Raw genomic sequence first — 13,606 nt, forward strand, 5'->3', positions numbered from 1 at the left:
TCTGTTTTCTCGTGGTTTCGTATTTTTTTATAAGTGACAGGTGTAGCGCGGTACCCCGACCCGTGGGGGGGGGGGCGGGGGCGGGCGCGGGGCCCCGCGCCCCGGCGGGTCCTCAGCTCTGCACGAGCAGGTCCCATACCGTCCCCCGGTATCCCCGGTCCTCGCAGAAGGCCCGCTTGCCGGGGTGCCGGCCGGCCCAGGCCACGGCGGCCGACTCACAGGAGCTCAGGCTGGGGTAGGTGGCGATCACCGTCCAGCCGGTGACCGCAGAGGGGGCCTTCGCCGGGCCTGCGACGGCGGCGGGGGCCGCGGCGGGGGCCGGGGCCGCCTGGGCCGGCGCGGCCAGGGCGCCCACGGCGAACGCGGTGCCGAGGGCGAGCCCGGCCATGGTGTGACGGATGCGCATGATCTGCCTTTCGTGGAAAAGGTCGGTCCGGTCTGCTGCCGTGCCCCGCCCCGCCGGCGGCCGGCGGCCTCGGAGGCACGTCCGCAACTCTGCTCGGCCGACCTGAGGCAAACCCTGAGCAAACCTCGACGTCACAGGTGAGACTGTCAACTCATCGATCGAAAAAGGACGTTGAACTCACGAGAGAGGCATCGCGGCATGGTCGGGTTCCGCATCCTGGGCCCCCTGGAGGTACTCGCCGGCGGACGGCCCGTCCCGCTGGGCCACGCCCGGGAGCAGTGCGTCCTCGCCGCTCTGGTCCTGGACGCCGGCCGCCCCGTCCCGGTCGGCCGGCTGATCCGCGACGTGTGGGGCGAGGACGCGGGCGACCAGGCACGGAACACGCTCTACACCTATGTCTCCCGGCTGCGCCGCGTGCTGGGCCCGCTCGACGTGCTGCTGGCCCGCGGGCCCGGGGGCTACGTCCTGCGGGTCGAGGAGGACGCCGTCGACGCCCACCGCTTCCGCCGGCTGGTCGCCCGCGCCAAGAGCGCCGACGACGCCACCGCCCTGACCCTGCTGGACGAGGGACTCGCCCTGTGGCGGGGCGAGCCGCTGGCCGGGCTGAACGCCCCCGGGCTGGACGCCGTCCGCGAACACCTGGCCGCCGAACGCCGGGAGGCCGAACTGGCGCACACCGACCTCATGCTCCGGGCCGGGCGCCACAGCGAGTGCCTCGCCGCGCTGTCCGCCCGGGCCGCGGCCCTCCCCCTGGACGAGCGCCTCGCCGGACAGCTCCTGCTGGCCCTGTACCGCAGCGGCCGCCCCTCGGAGGCGCTGGAGCGCTACCGGCGGACCCACCGGCTGCTGGCCGAGGAACTCGGCACGGAACCGGGTCCGGCCCTGCGCACCCTGCATCGGCAGATCCTCGACAACGACCCCGCGCTCTCCCTCCCCGCCCCGCCGCCCGCAACCGGCGGCGCCACGGCCGCCGGCGGCGCCGGCCCCCTTCCGGTGCCGCGCCAACTTCCTTCCGCGCCGATCCAGTTCACCGGGCGCGAGCGCGAGATCGCCGCACTCGACCGGGCCCTGGCCGAAGGCCCGGCGGGACCGGAGGGCGCCGTCACCGGCCGTACGGTCGTGCTGAGCGGGATCGGCGGCATCGGCAAGACCTGGTTGGCCCTCCACTGGGCGCACCGGCATCGCCGGCGCTTCCCCGACGGCCAGTTGTACGTGGACCTGCGCGGCTTCGCGCCCCACCGGGACCCCCTCCCCCCGGCGCTGGCGATGGGATCCTTCCTCGACGCCCTCGGTGTCCCCCACGACACCCAGCCCGCCGAACCGCAGACGCGGCTCGGCCTCTACCGCAGCCTCGCCGCGGGAAAACGGCTCCTCATCGTCCTGGACAACGCCCGCGACGCCGAGCAGGTCCGCCCGCTGCTGCCCGGCTCCGGCCTCTGCACGGTGATCGTGACCAGCCGCAGCCGGCTGCCCGAACTCATCGCCGCCGACGGCGCCCGCCTCCTCGCCCCGGCGGCCCTCACCGACGACGAGGCCCGCGGCCTGCTCGCCCACCGCCTCGGCGGCCACCGGATCGCCCGGGAGGCCGGGGCCGTCGCCTCCATCGTCACCGCCTGCGCCGGGCTGCCCCTCGCACTCGCCGTCGTGGCGGCCCGGGCCCTGGCCAACCCCGCCTTCAGCCTGGCCATGCTGGCCGGTGAACTGCGCGACGCCGCCGGCGGGCTGGACGCCTTCGCCGAAGGCGGTACGGCACTCAGCCCGCGCTCGGTGTTCTCGTGGTCGCGCCGCGCCCTCAGCGACGACGCCGACCTGCTGTTCCGCCTCCTCGGCGTCCACCCCGGACCGCAGATCAGCAGGCCGGCGGCCGCCAGCCTGACCGGCTTCTGCCGGCACCGCACCGGCGCCGCACTCGGCGAACTGGTCCGCGCCCAGCTGATCACCGAACACCTTCCGGGCCGGTACGGCCTCCACGACCTGGTCCGCGCCTACGCCGCCGAGCTCGCCGACGACCCCGCGAACCGGGCGTCCCGCCACGACGCCCTGCTGCGCACGGTCAGCCACTACACGCACACCGCCCACGGGGCCGCCGCCCTCGTCGAGCGCCACCGCACGGACATCGCCCTTCCGCCCGTCCACCCCGGCGCCCACCCCGAGCCGCTGGCCGACAGCGCGGCGGCGCTGGAGTGGCTCGGCACCGAACGGCCCGTGCTGCACGCCCTCGTCGCCCTCACCACCGCCGCCGGACTCGACGGCCACACCTGGCCGCTCGCCTGGACCCTCTCCCACGTCCATGCGCGCGACGGCTACCTGGACGCCTGGCTGTTCGCCCAGACCACCGGGCTGCAGGCGGCCGAACGGTTGGGCGACCGGCTCGGCCAGGCACTGTCCCACCGCGCGCTCACCCGGGTGCACACCCGGCTGGGCCACCACGCCGAGGCCGAACGCCACGGAACCGAGGCCCTCGCGCTCTTCACCGCCCTCGGTGACACCACCGGCCGGGCCCGGATGCACCTCGCCCTGGGCTGGATGCTCGACCAGCAGGGCCGCCACCCGGAGGCGCTCGACCACGGCACGGTGGCACTGGAGCTGTACCGGTCGGCCGACGACGTCGCGGGCCAGGCGCGCGCCCTCAACGCCGGCGCCTGGTCGCGCACCATGCTGGGCGACCGCGACCAGGCCCTGCGGCAGTGCGAGGAGGCCCTCGGCCTGCTGCGGAACACCGCCGACCGCCCCGGTGAGGCCGCCACCTGGGACACCCTCGCCCACGCGCACCACCGGTTCGCGGCGTACGACGAGGCCGTCCACTGCTACCGGCAGGCCATCGGGCTCTACCGGACGCTGGGCGACCGCTCCTGGGAGGCCCGCACCCTCGTCGGCCTCGCCGACACCCACGAGGCCGCCGGGGACCGCCCCGCGGCCCGGGCGGCGCTGCGTCAGGCCCTGGCCGTCTACGAGGACATCGGCCACCCCGGCGCGGAGCGCCTGCACGCCCGCCTCGCCGAGGGCTGACCGGCCGGGGACAGCGGGCGCGGGTGTCCCCGCCCCGGAGGAGAGCGCGCACCGGGCCGCGGAGTGCGCGGGGCGCAGCAGGCGGGCAACCGGCGGCGGGGGTGCTTCGTTCGGGGCCGTCGTGTACGGCCGGGACCGGGTTCGGGGGGGGCGGGTTCGGGGGGGCGGGTTCGGGGGGGCGGGCTGTCCTGGGCGGGGCGCAGAGCCACGGCCGGCCGGTCGGCCGGCTGGCCGGCTGGCCGGCTCACGGCCGATCGCGAGGACGCCGTCGCGCAGGCTGGTGGCCGGAGGTCGTCGGCCGGCTCGATGTGCGCCACTCCTCGGGTGTCGGCGAGCGCTGGTTCTGCCTGGGCGGCGGGGGCAGCGGTGCCGGGCCGTCAGCGGCATCACGTCCAACGGCCCGGCGGGCACCGGATCGGCGGGCAACGGCTCGATCGGCATCGGCGGCCAGGAGGCGTCCGGCGTCCGGTGGTGGGCGCGGACCGTCTGCATGGCGTGTGCTGCGGACCGCAGGGGCGCGCGCACCGCGGTCCTGCGGCCGAGGGCTCTGGGGCGTCGCCGGCGCCGCCTGGAGTGCGGTGGGCGTCGCCTGAGCCGGCGGCTGCCCGTGTCTACCGCGGTCCGACCAGTCCGCACTCGTACGCGAAGATCACTGCCTGTACCCGGTCCCGCAGGCCCAGCTTGGCCATGGCGCGGCCGAGGTGTTTCTTCACCGTGGGCTGTGCGAGGCCGAGGGAGGTGGCGAGTTCTGTGTTGGTCAGGCCGCGGGCGGCTCCCAGCAGGACCTCCCGCTCGCGCGCGGTCAGCGCGCGCAGCCGCTCCGCGTCGCCTCCGGCGCCGTCGTCGCCGGTGGCGGGGAGCCGGTGGGCGAAGCGGTCCAGCAGGCGCCGGGTCACCCGGGGGGAGAGTGCGGCGTCCCCCCGTGCCACGTCGCGGATCGCTCCCAGCAGTTCCTCCGGCCGGCTGTTCTTCAGCAGGAAGCCGGAGGCTCCGGCGCGCAGCGCCTCGAAGGCGTAGGTGTCCAGGTCGAAGGTCGTGAGTACCAGCACCCGTGTGCCGGGCGCTTCGCGCAGCAGCTGCCGGGTCGCCTCGATGCCGTCGGTGCCCGGCATCCGCACGTCCATCAGCACCACGTCCGGTCGCAGCCGCCGCGCCAGTTCCACTGCTGCCGCCCCGTCGGCGGCCTCTCCGACCGGTTCCATGTCCGGCTCGGCGCGCAGGATCATGCCGAAGGCCAGCCGCAGCAGTTCCTCGTCGTCCACCAGCAGTACCCGGACGCTCATGGCGTGCCTGCGGGGTCGAGCTGGACGAAGACCCGCCAGCCGCCGCCGGGCCGCGGGCCCGTTTCCAGTACCCCGCCGAAGGCGGCGGCGCGCTCCCGCATCCCGGTGAGGCCCCGCCCGGATTCGGCGGGTGCGTGCCCGGTGTCTGCGGGGTGCCCGGTGTCGGTCACCTCGACCGTGACCGCCCTGGGCGCGCAGGTCACCCGCACCTCGGCGCGCGAGCCCTGCGGCGCGTGGCGCAGCGCGTTGGTCAGGGACTCCTGGACGAGGCGGTGCACCGTCAGTTGCGCCGCGGCCGGTACCGTGGCGGCCTCGCCGTCCACGCGCAGCCGGGTCGCGAGGCCCGCGGCCTCCATCCGCTCGCACAGCGCCCCGAGTTGCCCGATCCCCGGTGGCGGCTGCCGGTCGTCCTCGGGGCCGGCGTCGGGGCCGGTGTCCTGGAGCAGGCCCAGGGCGCGGCGCATGTCGGTCAGCGCCTGCCGCCCGGTCTGTGCGATCCGGGCCGTCACGGCGGAGGCGTCGGCCGGCCGTGCGTGGCCGAGTGCGTCCGCCAGCGCCACCACCACCGACAGGCCGTGCGTGACGCTGTCGTGCAACTCCCGTGCGATCCGGGCGCGTTCCTCCTCCACCGCCCGGCGTTCCCGCTCGTCGCGGTCCCGTTCCAGCCGTTCCAGGCGCTGGGCCCGCGCGGCCCGCCGGATCCGGGTGTTCACCCCGAGCAGGGTGCTCGCGGCGACCGCCGCCGTCATGGCGGCGGCCGAGGCGAGGAACCGGCCCTCGGGTGCCCAGCGCGCCGCCGCCAGCACGGCCCCGGCCACCGCCACCAGGGCCGCCGCCCACGCCGACCGGGACGGCGCCCGCGCGGTCACCGTCCCGAGGGCGACCAGCAGCGCCGCGTCGGCCGGCAGCTGAACACCGAGCAGCCACTGCGTGAGCGCCGCGGCGGCGATCACCGCGAACGCGGCCCGCGGTGCCCGCCGCCGCCACACCAACGGCAGCACCAGGGCGGTCTGCAGGGCGTAGCCCGTGCCGTCCGTCACCCGTCCGGGCCCGAGCGTCACCAGGAACAGGGCCGCCGCGAGCGCGGCGTCCGCCACCAGGGGCGGCAGCCGTCCCGGCAGCCGGGCGAGGGTGCCCGGCGGGCCCGTCCGTACCGCGCCGGTCTCGGTCATCGTGTCCGTCCTCGCGTCCGCGTCGTCCGGCGTCCTCGCCGGAGGCCCACGGTAGGGCCCCCGTGGCCGTGAAGGCGTCCGCCCACCGGCGGAGACCGGGGGCTCCCCCGGGACACCGGGGGCTCCTGCGGGCGGAGGAGGGCACGGGCCCCTGGGGCGGCCCGTGCCCCTTCGCGGGATCGTCCCCCGGCAGGGCGCCTCGCGTCCCCGGTGGCGGAACGCTGGTGGTGACCCCGCAGCCGTACCGTCCGAGGAGCCCGCCCAATGCCCTTGACCCGCCGCGCCCTGCTCGGCACGCTCGGCGCCGCCGCGCTCGCCTCGGTGGCCGCCGCCCCGGCCCCGGGAGGCCGCCGCGCCGCGCCGGCCGCCGCTCCCGTCCCGCTGCGGCTGCCCGCGCCCACCGGGCCCTGGCCCGTCGGCACCGTCGCGCTGCACCTGATCGACGACAGCCGCCCCGACCCCCTCCTGCCCGCCAAGCCCTACCGGGAGCTCATGGCCGGCCTCTGGTACCCGGCGGAACCCGGCGGCGGGTACCCGACGGCCCCCTGGCTGCCGCCGGCCGCGGCGGGCGACTGGGACGCGCACTCGGCGCCGGCCCTCGGTGTCCGCGCCGGCGCCGCCGACTGGCAGGGGATCAGGACCCACGCGCGCACCGGCGCGCCCGTCGCCCGTCGCGCCGGCCGGCTGCCGGTGGTGCTGTTCTCCAGCGGCGACGGCGGCTCGCGCGCCCTGGGCACCACCCTGGTCGAGGAGCTGGCGAGCCGCGGCCACCTCGTCGTCGCCCTCGACTCCACGTACGAGGCCGAACAGGTCGAGTTCCCCGGCGGCCGGGTCGAACGGGCCCTCCCGCTGCCCGACGACCTCACCCCGGAGGTCATCGCCGCCCTTCTCGCCGGGCACTGCCGGGCCCGCCTCGCCGACGCCCGTTTCGTCCTCGGCGCGCTCGACCGGCTCGCCCGCGGGGAGCGCCCCGACACCGGCACCGGCCCGCTCCCGGACGGGCTCGCCGAAGCCGCCGACCCGGCCAGGACCGGCGTGCTCGGGCAGTCCCTCGGCGGCTGCGTCGCCGCCCAGCTCGCCCACGACGAGCCCCGCGTCCGCGCGGCGGCCGACCTCGACGGCGCGCTCCTGGGGCCCGTTGCCGACAGCGGCCTCGCCAAGCCCTTCCTGCTGATGGCCTCCGGGACGAAGAGCCTGCGCACCGAACCGAGCTGGGCCTCCTGCTGGGCGGCGTCCACCGGCCCCCGGCACGCCCTGCGGCTGCGGGACTCCGCGCACGGCTCGTACACCGACCTCCAGGTCCTCCTGCCCCAGCTCGTGCGCCGCCTCCCGGTCCCCGACGCGGACGCCCTCATCGGCACCGTCGACCCCCGGCGTTCCCTGGCCGCCCAGCGCACCGCCGTGACCGCCTTCTTCGCGCGGTACCTGGCGGGGCGGCCCAGCGGCTTCCTCGAACGGCCCGGTGACGACTGGCCGGAGCTGGAGGTGCTGCGCTGAACGGGCCCGCCCGGTACCCCTCGGGGCGCCGGGCGGCACGGCTCCTGAGGGTGTGGGCCGCGCCCGCACCGCCGCCTTCGCCGGCCACGATGGCGGTGCCGTTGTGCGCGAGTACGTCCGGTTCCTGCCCGCCGGGTTCCCGGACCGGCAGCGGCGGTCACCGCACGGGGCGCGGGCGGCGCGGCGGGCCGAGGGGCGCCGGAGCAGCGGCACCGTCACCGGCCGTGTCCCGCGGCCGGATCGGGGTCTTCGGCTTCTCCTGCCGTGCCGCGCGCCGGGTGGCTGCGGTGAACCGGCCGGCCGGCGTCTACCTCCGGTCCCCGTGACCGTCCGTCCCCGCTGTCGCGGCGAACGCCGCCGGCCGGTCCAGGCTCGCCCAGTGTCCGAACGGGTGGACCACCCACTGCGCCCGTCCGATGACACGGCGTTCGGGCACGAAGCCGCCGCCAGGATCGCCCAGGTGGTCGCGCGAATCGTGGGAGGTGCTGCGGCGGTCCCCCATCACCCACAGCTTTCCGTCCGGCACCACGACGTCGAAGGCCGTGTTCGACGGTTCGTCGCCTTCGGCCAGGTAGGAGGACTCGTCGATCGGCACGCCGTTGACGGTGATCGGCTCGCCCGGGCCGGTGCCGGCCACCCGGTCGCCGCCGACGCCTATGACGCGCAGGAAGTAGATCGTTTCACCGGCCGATGTCAGGCCCAAGTCCCGCCCCAGCGAACGCAGTCCCTCCAAGGGACCGTTCCGCTTGGCCGCCCCTCGCACGAAGTAGCCCCTGCCGTCGAAGACCACCACGTCACCGCGTTGGGGGTGGCCGTCGAAGGCGTACGCCAGCTTGTTCACGACCAGGCGGTCACCCGGTCGCAGAGTGTTCCCCATCGAGCTCGACGGCACCGCGAACAGGCGAGCCACGAAGGCGTTCAGCGGCAGGACGATCACGACACAGACACCCAGCAGCCGGAGCAGGCCGCGCAGGCGGGAACGGGTCCGCGGGCTCTCGGACGAGTCCGCCTTCCCCTCCGGCCGTGCCGCCCGGCCCTCGGCTTCACCGTGCTCGCTCACATCCATCCTCCTGACGGTCGATGCCGGACGGCGGCGCCCGCCGTACCCGTCGGCCCGAGCGGCGTGGCCCACTCGCTGTGGTCCGCGTCGGCTGCCTGCACCGCAACGGCGTCGACGAACGAGGACGGGGACGGGGACGAGGGCGCCAACGGAGCGGGTGTACCGATCATGGGGACATGATCGCAGCCGGCACCGACGACGTACCCGCCGAGCAGCGTGGAGGGCGTCCTGCCTGCGGCCGCTCCCGGGCCGAAAGGAGTGAGGAACTGGTGAGCGGTGTCGGCCGGCGCCTCAGGGGGCGATCACGGCCGGCCACGGACACCACCGCACCGCAACCCACCCCCCGATCCTCAGCTGCGGGTTGGCGCTCGTTCAGCGCGATCGCCACAGACATCGCCCCGGCCGGAGCGCCCGACCGCCGCGCCCGGTCAGAGGGTTTCCTTCGTCATCTGATCGATCGGCCGGTCTCTCGCCTGCCGCGGCCCCGATGGCGTTCCCTGCCGGGGCTCAGTCGGTCTCGATGCCGCGCGCGGCGAAGATCTCCGCCGCGTCCGGCACGGCAAGGACACCGTCCTCGACGAAGGTGACCTCCCGCAGGTTGGGCAGCAGGGCGAGATCGTCGAGCGAGCGGACGTCGAACAGGTCGTCCTCGCCGTCCCAGGCAGGGGCGCAGTGACGGAAGACGTCCGCCCCCGCGTCGAAGCACAGTTCCTCGACGCGGGCGAGCAGTGCGGCCGGGATCTCCAGGGATTCGAAATGGGCCCGGGACTCCGCCAGCACCTCCTCGTGCAGGCCGTTCTCCAGGACGTAGGACGCGGGGTCGCCGATCCCCCGCTCGGCCAGCTGCGCGGACACGTCGTAGACCGGGAGGAGCGGCTCGGGGCCGTACATGAGCTCCTCGATGACGAGCAGCTTGAGGTTGAAGTCGCGGAACTGGTTCATGGGGAATGGGTATCACGGAGGTACGACACGGGCTCCTGCCCGGTCGGCGGCCTCGATGCACTCGACGTCGACCTGGTCGGCGGCGCAGGCCGGCTCGGCGGCGATCGCCGTGCCCGGCTCCATCGATGCTCGGGCCTGCTGTTCTGCAGGGTCTCCGAGGTTTCCGGGGTCGGCGGTCCCCCGGCGTCCGGGGAGGTCTCCGAGGTGCCGGGAGCGCCTTGCGAGGTGACCATCGAGGTGTGCGCCCGGGTGCGTATGCGGATGCGGCCCGTCGCCGGGCGTGCGGGCTGCGGTCGCCGACCGAGGAGAGGTGTCCCCTCCGATGCAGATCGATCTCACCGGACGGATTGCGCTGGTCACCGGATCAACGGCCGGAATCGGTGCGGCGGCGGCTCGGAGCCTGGCCGCCGCCGGAGCCGATGTCGTGGTCAACGGCCGCAGTCCCGACCGCGTCAGCGAGACCGCGAAGCGGATCGGCGGGCGCGGGATCGCCGCCGATGTCGGTACGGCCGAAGGAACCGCCGAGCTGGTCCGGCAGCTGCCCGATGTCGACATCCTGGTCAACAACACCGGCATCTTCGAGACCAAGCCCGTCTTCGACATCACCGACGCGGACTGGCTGCGCTTCTACGAGGTCAACGTCCTCTCCGGGGTGCGCCTGGCACGCCACTACACGCCCCGGATGGTCGCGCGCGGCTGGGGCCGGGTGGTGTTCGTCAGCAGCGAGGCCGGTGTCCAGACCCCGCCCGACATGGTCCAGTACGGCATGACCAAGACCGCCCAGCTGGCCGTCTCCCGGGGCATGGCGCAGGAGGTGGCCGGCACCGGTGTCACGGTGAACTGCGTGCTGCCCGGGCCCACCATGAGCGACGGCGTGCTCGCCATGTTCGACGAGCTCTACCCCGGCCTCGACCCCGCCGAGCAGGAACGCCGCTACCTGGCGGAGAACCGCGCCGCCGCTTCGCTGCTCCGGCGCCTGATCCGCCCCCACGAGGTCGCCAACATGATCACCTACGTGGCCTCCGAGCACTCCTCGGCCACCACCGGCCGCGCCCTCGGCGTCGACGGCGGCCTGCTCCCGACGATCATTCCCTGAGCCGGCTGCCCGGCCGCTCGTCGGGGCGGGGGCCTGCCGGCACGGACATCGGGCGAGGGCCGCCCGGGCCCGGGCCCGGGCGGGGGGCCCGGGCAGGGGGCCCGGGCAGGGGGCCCGGGCAGGGGGCCCGGGCAGGGGGGACCACTTGCATTAGCCCGCGTGTGCAATTATTGTTTTCACACGTAAGGCGCTTCTGCATCTATGCGGTGCGGGTGCCCTGTCTCCGGCCCTGCGGAACGCCGCCGCGCGCCCTCGCGCGGCCCCGCCCGCAGCGCCGCCGCCCCTCACAGGCGCACCCTCCACTCGCGCCTCGCCCCGGCCCGGGGCACCGTCAGGCCCTTGGCAGCACTGATCGAAAAGGCATCGTCATGACCCTCAAGGACATCCTTCCCGGCCAGATCGGCTTCGGCACCGCCCCGCTCGGCAACATGTTCCGCGCGATCCCCGAAGCGGAGGCCGCCGCCACCGTCGAGGCCGCCTGGCAGCAGGGCGTGCGCTACTACGACACCGCCCCCTTCTACGGCGCCGGCCTGTCCGAGACCCGCCTGGGCGAGGTGCTGTCCACCAAGCCGCGCGACGAGTACGTCCTGTCCACCAAGGTCGGCCGCGTCATCCTCGACGAGGTGGAGGAGGGCGAGCGCGACCTCGGCGAGAAGGGCGGCATCTTCGAGCACGGCAACCCCAACAAGGTCCTCCACGTGTGGACCGCGGAGGCCACCGAGCGCTCCATCGAGGACAGCCTCAAGCGCCTGGGCACCGACCGCCTGGACATCGTCTGGGTGCACGACATCGCCCAGGACTTCCACGGCGACCAGTGGCTGAGCAAGTTCGAGGAGGCCCGCACCGGCGCCTTCCGCGTGCTGTCCCGCCTGCGCGACGAGGGCGTCATCAAGGCCTGGGGCCTGGGCGTCAACAAGACCGAGCCGATCGAGCTCACCCTCGCCCTCGACGAGCCGCAGCCCGACGGCTTCCTGCTCGCCGGCCGCTACACCCTCCTCGACCACGACCACGCCCTGCAGCGCCTGCTGCCCCTCGCCCAGGAGCAGAACGTCGACATGGTCGTCGGCGGCCCCTACAGCTCCGGCGTGCTGGCCGGCGGTACCCACTTCGAGTACCAGCCCGCCCCGCAGCACATCCTGGACAAGGTCGCCCGCCTGAAGGACCTGACCGCCAGGCACGGCGTGTCCGTCAAGGCCGCCGCCCTGCAGTTCTCCCTCGCCCACCCGGTCGCCGCCGCCGTCATCCCCGGCGCCACCAAGCCCAGCCGCATCGCCGAGGACATCGCCGCCCTGGACGAGGACGTCCCCGCCGCGTTCTGGCAGGAGCTGCGCACCTCCGGCCTGGTCAGCCCGGCCGCCCCGCTGCCCCACGGCGCCTGAGCCACACCCCCCACCCCCGCACACCACCCCCACCGCAGTACACAGGAGAAACGATCATGGCTTCCACCTCCGTCAGCCGCGTCGTCCCCGGCACCCCCGAGCAGGTCTGGAACCTCATCGGCGGCTTCGACGCCCTGCCCGACTGGCTGCCCTACATCCCGGAGAGCGTCGCCGTCGAGGGCGGCCGGGTGCGGCAGCTGAAGAACCCCGAGGGCGAGGTGATCGTCGAGCGCCTCGTGGACTTCAACGAGACCGAGCGCCAGTACAGCTACGCCATCCTCCAGGCCCCGTTCCCGGTCGACGGCTACGTCTCCACGATCCGCGTCCACGCCGTCCCCGGCCGCGACGACGTCACCGAGGTCCAGTGGTCCGGCCGCTTCAACCCCAAGGGCGCCACCGAGCAGGAGACCGTCGACCTCTTCCACGGCATCTACGCCGACGGCCTCGACGCCCTGGACAAGACCCTCGCCGGCTGAACCGCACCGCCGAGGCGGCACCCGGCCCCGTGGCCCGCACGCGCACCCCGCGCGTGCGGGCCGCGGGCATGCGGGCCGCGGGCGTGCGCGTTCCGGACCGCGCGGTCGCGGCGCTCAACGACGGCGCCCGCCGGCCGGGTCCTCGTCGAGGACGCGGCGGTGCACCTGCTTCAACACGAGGACCAGCGCGAGGAGCACCGCGTCGAGCAGCAGCACGGACGCCAGCGGCGGCAGCCACCTCGCCGCCAGGCCCGCGACGGCACAGGCCAGGCAGGCGAGCAGCCGCGCTCCCCAGGCCCGGCCGGTGGAGGTGTAGTACCACCAGGCCTGGGTGATCACGTAGAGGACCGGGCCGCCGAACAGCAGGAGGCTGAGCGTGGTGCTGCCGGGCCCGGTGGGGTGGGCGACGGCGAGTTCGGCACCGACGGCCAGGGCGACCAGGCCGGCGAGGGTGGGGTACTGGGGGCTGACGGCACGCCGCACGGGCAGCAGCCGGTCGGCCGTGGTGGCGACGTGCCGCGCGAGGATCTCCTCGCCGCCGCGGAAGTAGCTCGCGCACAGGCACACCAGGGCGACGAACACCCCCAGGCCCGTGACCACGGTCGGGACGTCCACCGGGGCGGCGGAGACCGCCGTGCCGAGGGTCAGGACGGTCTCGCCGAGCTGCACGATGATGAACAGCCGGATCCGCTCCACCATGTGCTCGGCGTCGAACACGAGGTCCCGCGAGACCAGGACGTTGCCGGGCAACGGGTGCGCCAGCCACACGCCGGTCATGTCGACGGCCGCGGCGGCGGCCCGGAACGGTGGTGGTGGCAGGTAGGCAGGCCGGAGTCGGCCGGGCGGGTGTGCCCGCCACCGGTACCGGGGCGCGGCGCGGCCCGGCGCGGCCGATCAAGTGCGCCGGGGTTTCAGAGGCCTCCTCCCCCGGGCCCGTAGCCGCCGTCCCCGATGTTGCCTCCCGGCCCGCCCGGGCCACCGGCGCAGATCGCCAGGCCGACGGACAGCACGACGAGGGCGGCCACCGCGAGCAGGGCGCGCAACCATGTCGGCAGGGGATCACCGAACAGCAGCACGGCGAGGAACCCCAGACCGGCGGGCACCATCACCGCGACACCGACGAGCTCGTTGTTCTCCATACGCCCCCCGAGGCGGAACACGGCCGGCCCTGCGCTGCCGTACCGGGGGTTCTACCCACCCCGGCGACGCCGTGCACCGCTCGCGAGGGGCATCGCAGGGGGGAGCCGCCCGGTGGGCCGGGCCTGTCGGGTGGCCGGGGGGGGGGG

The 13,606-nt window shown here is 75.3% G+C and carries 12 protein-coding genes; 5 read left to right on the top strand and 7 right to left on the bottom strand.

Annotated elements, in window-relative coordinates; all coding sequences use genetic code 11:
* Positions 1 to 112 precede the first annotated feature (112 nt).
* Complete coding sequence (locus ACFXAM_RS23790; protein WP_380294242.1) at positions 113 to 406, bottom strand: hypothetical protein; 294 nt, start codon at positions 404 to 406, stop codon at positions 113 to 115.
* 198 nt (positions 407 to 604) lie between these two features.
* Here ACFXAM_RS23790 and ACFXAM_RS23795 point away from each other — a divergent pair, with 198 nt between their 5' ends.
* Positions 605 to 3,415, top strand: coding sequence for a BTAD domain-containing putative transcriptional regulator (locus ACFXAM_RS23795; RefSeq protein ID WP_380294243.1), 2,811 nt, complete (start codon positions 605 to 607; stop codon positions 3,413 to 3,415).
* A 611-nt stretch (positions 3,416 to 4,026) separates the two neighbouring features.
* Here the strand turns inward: ACFXAM_RS23795 and ACFXAM_RS23800 are convergent.
* Positions 4,027 to 4,698, bottom strand: coding sequence for a response regulator (locus tag ACFXAM_RS23800; RefSeq protein WP_380294244.1), 672 nt, complete (start codon positions 4,696 to 4,698; stop codon positions 4,027 to 4,029).
* Complete coding sequence (locus ACFXAM_RS23805; RefSeq protein ID WP_380294245.1) at positions 4,695 to 5,870, bottom strand: sensor histidine kinase; 1,176 nt, start codon at positions 5,868 to 5,870, stop codon at positions 4,695 to 4,697. Before ACFXAM_RS23805 ends, ACFXAM_RS23800 begins: the two co-directional genes overlap by 4 nt.
* 264 nt (positions 5,871 to 6,134) lie before the next feature.
* Between ACFXAM_RS23805 and ACFXAM_RS23810 the strand changes: the two genes are divergently transcribed.
* Positions 6,135 to 7,367, top strand: coding sequence for an alpha/beta hydrolase family protein (locus ACFXAM_RS23810; protein WP_380294246.1), 1,233 nt, complete (start codon positions 6,135 to 6,137; stop codon positions 7,365 to 7,367).
* Between the two features lie 307 nt (positions 7,368 to 7,674).
* On the opposite strand, the gene lepB is transcribed toward ACFXAM_RS23810, so the two are convergent.
* Together lepB and ACFXAM_RS23820 are read right to left on the bottom strand one after the other, a co-directional pair.
* Positions 7,675 to 8,433, bottom strand: a complete 759-nt coding sequence (gene lepB / locus ACFXAM_RS23815) for a signal peptidase I (RefSeq protein WP_380294247.1) — start codon at positions 8,431 to 8,433, stop codon at positions 7,675 to 7,677.
* A 501-nt stretch (positions 8,434 to 8,934) separates the two neighbouring features.
* Positions 8,935 to 9,369 carry a DUF6892 domain-containing protein gene (locus tag ACFXAM_RS23820; protein WP_380294248.1) on the bottom strand — a complete coding sequence of 145 codons (435 nt, stop codon included), beginning with the start codon at positions 9,367 to 9,369 and terminating at the stop codon, positions 8,935 to 8,937.
* A gap of 322 nt (positions 9,370 to 9,691) precedes the next feature.
* Here ACFXAM_RS23820 and ACFXAM_RS23825 point away from each other — a divergent pair, with 322 nt between their 5' ends.
* The 3 genes from ACFXAM_RS23825 to ACFXAM_RS23835 all read left to right on the top strand — a co-directional run bounded on the left by ACFXAM_RS23825 (position 9,692) and on the right by ACFXAM_RS23835 (position 12,320).
* On the top strand, positions 9,692 to 10,465 hold the full coding sequence (locus ACFXAM_RS23825; RefSeq protein WP_380294249.1) for an SDR family NAD(P)-dependent oxidoreductase: 774 nt from the start codon (positions 9,692 to 9,694) through the stop codon (positions 10,463 to 10,465).
* A 368-nt stretch (positions 10,466 to 10,833) separates the two neighbouring features.
* The gene (locus tag ACFXAM_RS23830) at positions 10,834 to 11,844 is read left to right on the top strand and encodes an aldo/keto reductase (protein WP_380294250.1); all 1,011 of its coding nucleotides are present in this window, start codon (positions 10,834 to 10,836) and stop codon (positions 11,842 to 11,844) included.
* Between the two features lie 56 nt (positions 11,845 to 11,900).
* Complete coding sequence (locus ACFXAM_RS23835) at positions 11,901 to 12,320, top strand: SRPBCC family protein (RefSeq protein WP_380294251.1); 420 nt, start codon at positions 11,901 to 11,903, stop codon at positions 12,318 to 12,320.
* Positions 12,321 to 12,434: 114 nt separating this feature from the next.
* Here ACFXAM_RS23835 and ACFXAM_RS23840 read toward each other — a convergent pair whose 3' ends face one another.
* Positions 12,435 to 13,139, bottom strand: a complete 705-nt coding sequence (locus ACFXAM_RS23840) for a low temperature requirement protein A (RefSeq protein WP_380294267.1) — start codon at positions 13,137 to 13,139, stop codon at positions 12,435 to 12,437.
* A 92-nt stretch (positions 13,140 to 13,231) separates the two neighbouring features.
* Positions 13,232 to 13,459 carry a hypothetical protein gene (locus ACFXAM_RS23845; RefSeq protein ID WP_380294252.1) on the bottom strand — a complete coding sequence of 76 codons (228 nt, stop codon included), beginning with the start codon at positions 13,457 to 13,459 and terminating at the stop codon, positions 13,232 to 13,234.
* Positions 13,460 to 13,606: the final 147 nt, after the last annotated feature.

The sequence above is a fragment of the Kitasatospora sp. NPDC059462 genome (assembly GCF_042749955.1).
In the GTDB taxonomy this organism is placed as follows: Bacteria; Actinomycetota; Actinomycetes; order Streptomycetales; family Streptomycetaceae; genus Kitasatospora.

Bases quoted from the DNA above. Each gene is read 5' to 3' on its own strand.
- ACFXAM_RS23790 (WP_380294242.1), bottom strand. From the start codon at position 406: ATGCGCATCCGTCACACCATGGCCGGGCTCGCCCTCGGCACCGCGTTC.
- ACFXAM_RS23795 (WP_380294243.1), top strand. From the start codon at position 605: ATGGTCGGGTTCCGCATCCTGGGCCCCCTGGAGGTACTCGCCGGCGGA.
- ACFXAM_RS23800 (WP_380294244.1), bottom strand. From the start codon at position 4,698: ATGAGCGTCCGGGTACTGCTGGTGGACGACGAGGAACTGCTGCGGCTG.
- ACFXAM_RS23805 (WP_380294245.1), bottom strand. From the start codon at position 5,870: ATGACCGAGACCGGCGCGGTACGGACGGGCCCGCCGGGCACCCTCGCC.
- ACFXAM_RS23810 (WP_380294246.1), top strand. From the start codon at position 6,135: ATGCCCTTGACCCGCCGCGCCCTGCTCGGCACGCTCGGCGCCGCCGCG.
- lepB (WP_380294247.1), bottom strand. From the start codon at position 8,433: ATGGATGTGAGCGAGCACGGTGAAGCCGAGGGCCGGGCGGCACGGCCG.
- ACFXAM_RS23820 (WP_380294248.1), bottom strand. From the start codon at position 9,369: ATGAACCAGTTCCGCGACTTCAACCTCAAGCTGCTCGTCATCGAGGAG.
- ACFXAM_RS23825 (WP_380294249.1), top strand. From the start codon at position 9,692: ATGCAGATCGATCTCACCGGACGGATTGCGCTGGTCACCGGATCAACG.
- ACFXAM_RS23830 (WP_380294250.1), top strand. From the start codon at position 10,834: ATGACCCTCAAGGACATCCTTCCCGGCCAGATCGGCTTCGGCACCGCC.
- ACFXAM_RS23835 (WP_380294251.1), top strand. From the start codon at position 11,901: ATGGCTTCCACCTCCGTCAGCCGCGTCGTCCCCGGCACCCCCGAGCAG.
- ACFXAM_RS23845 (WP_380294252.1), bottom strand. From the start codon at position 13,459: ATGGAGAACAACGAGCTCGTCGGTGTCGCGGTGATGGTGCCCGCCGGT.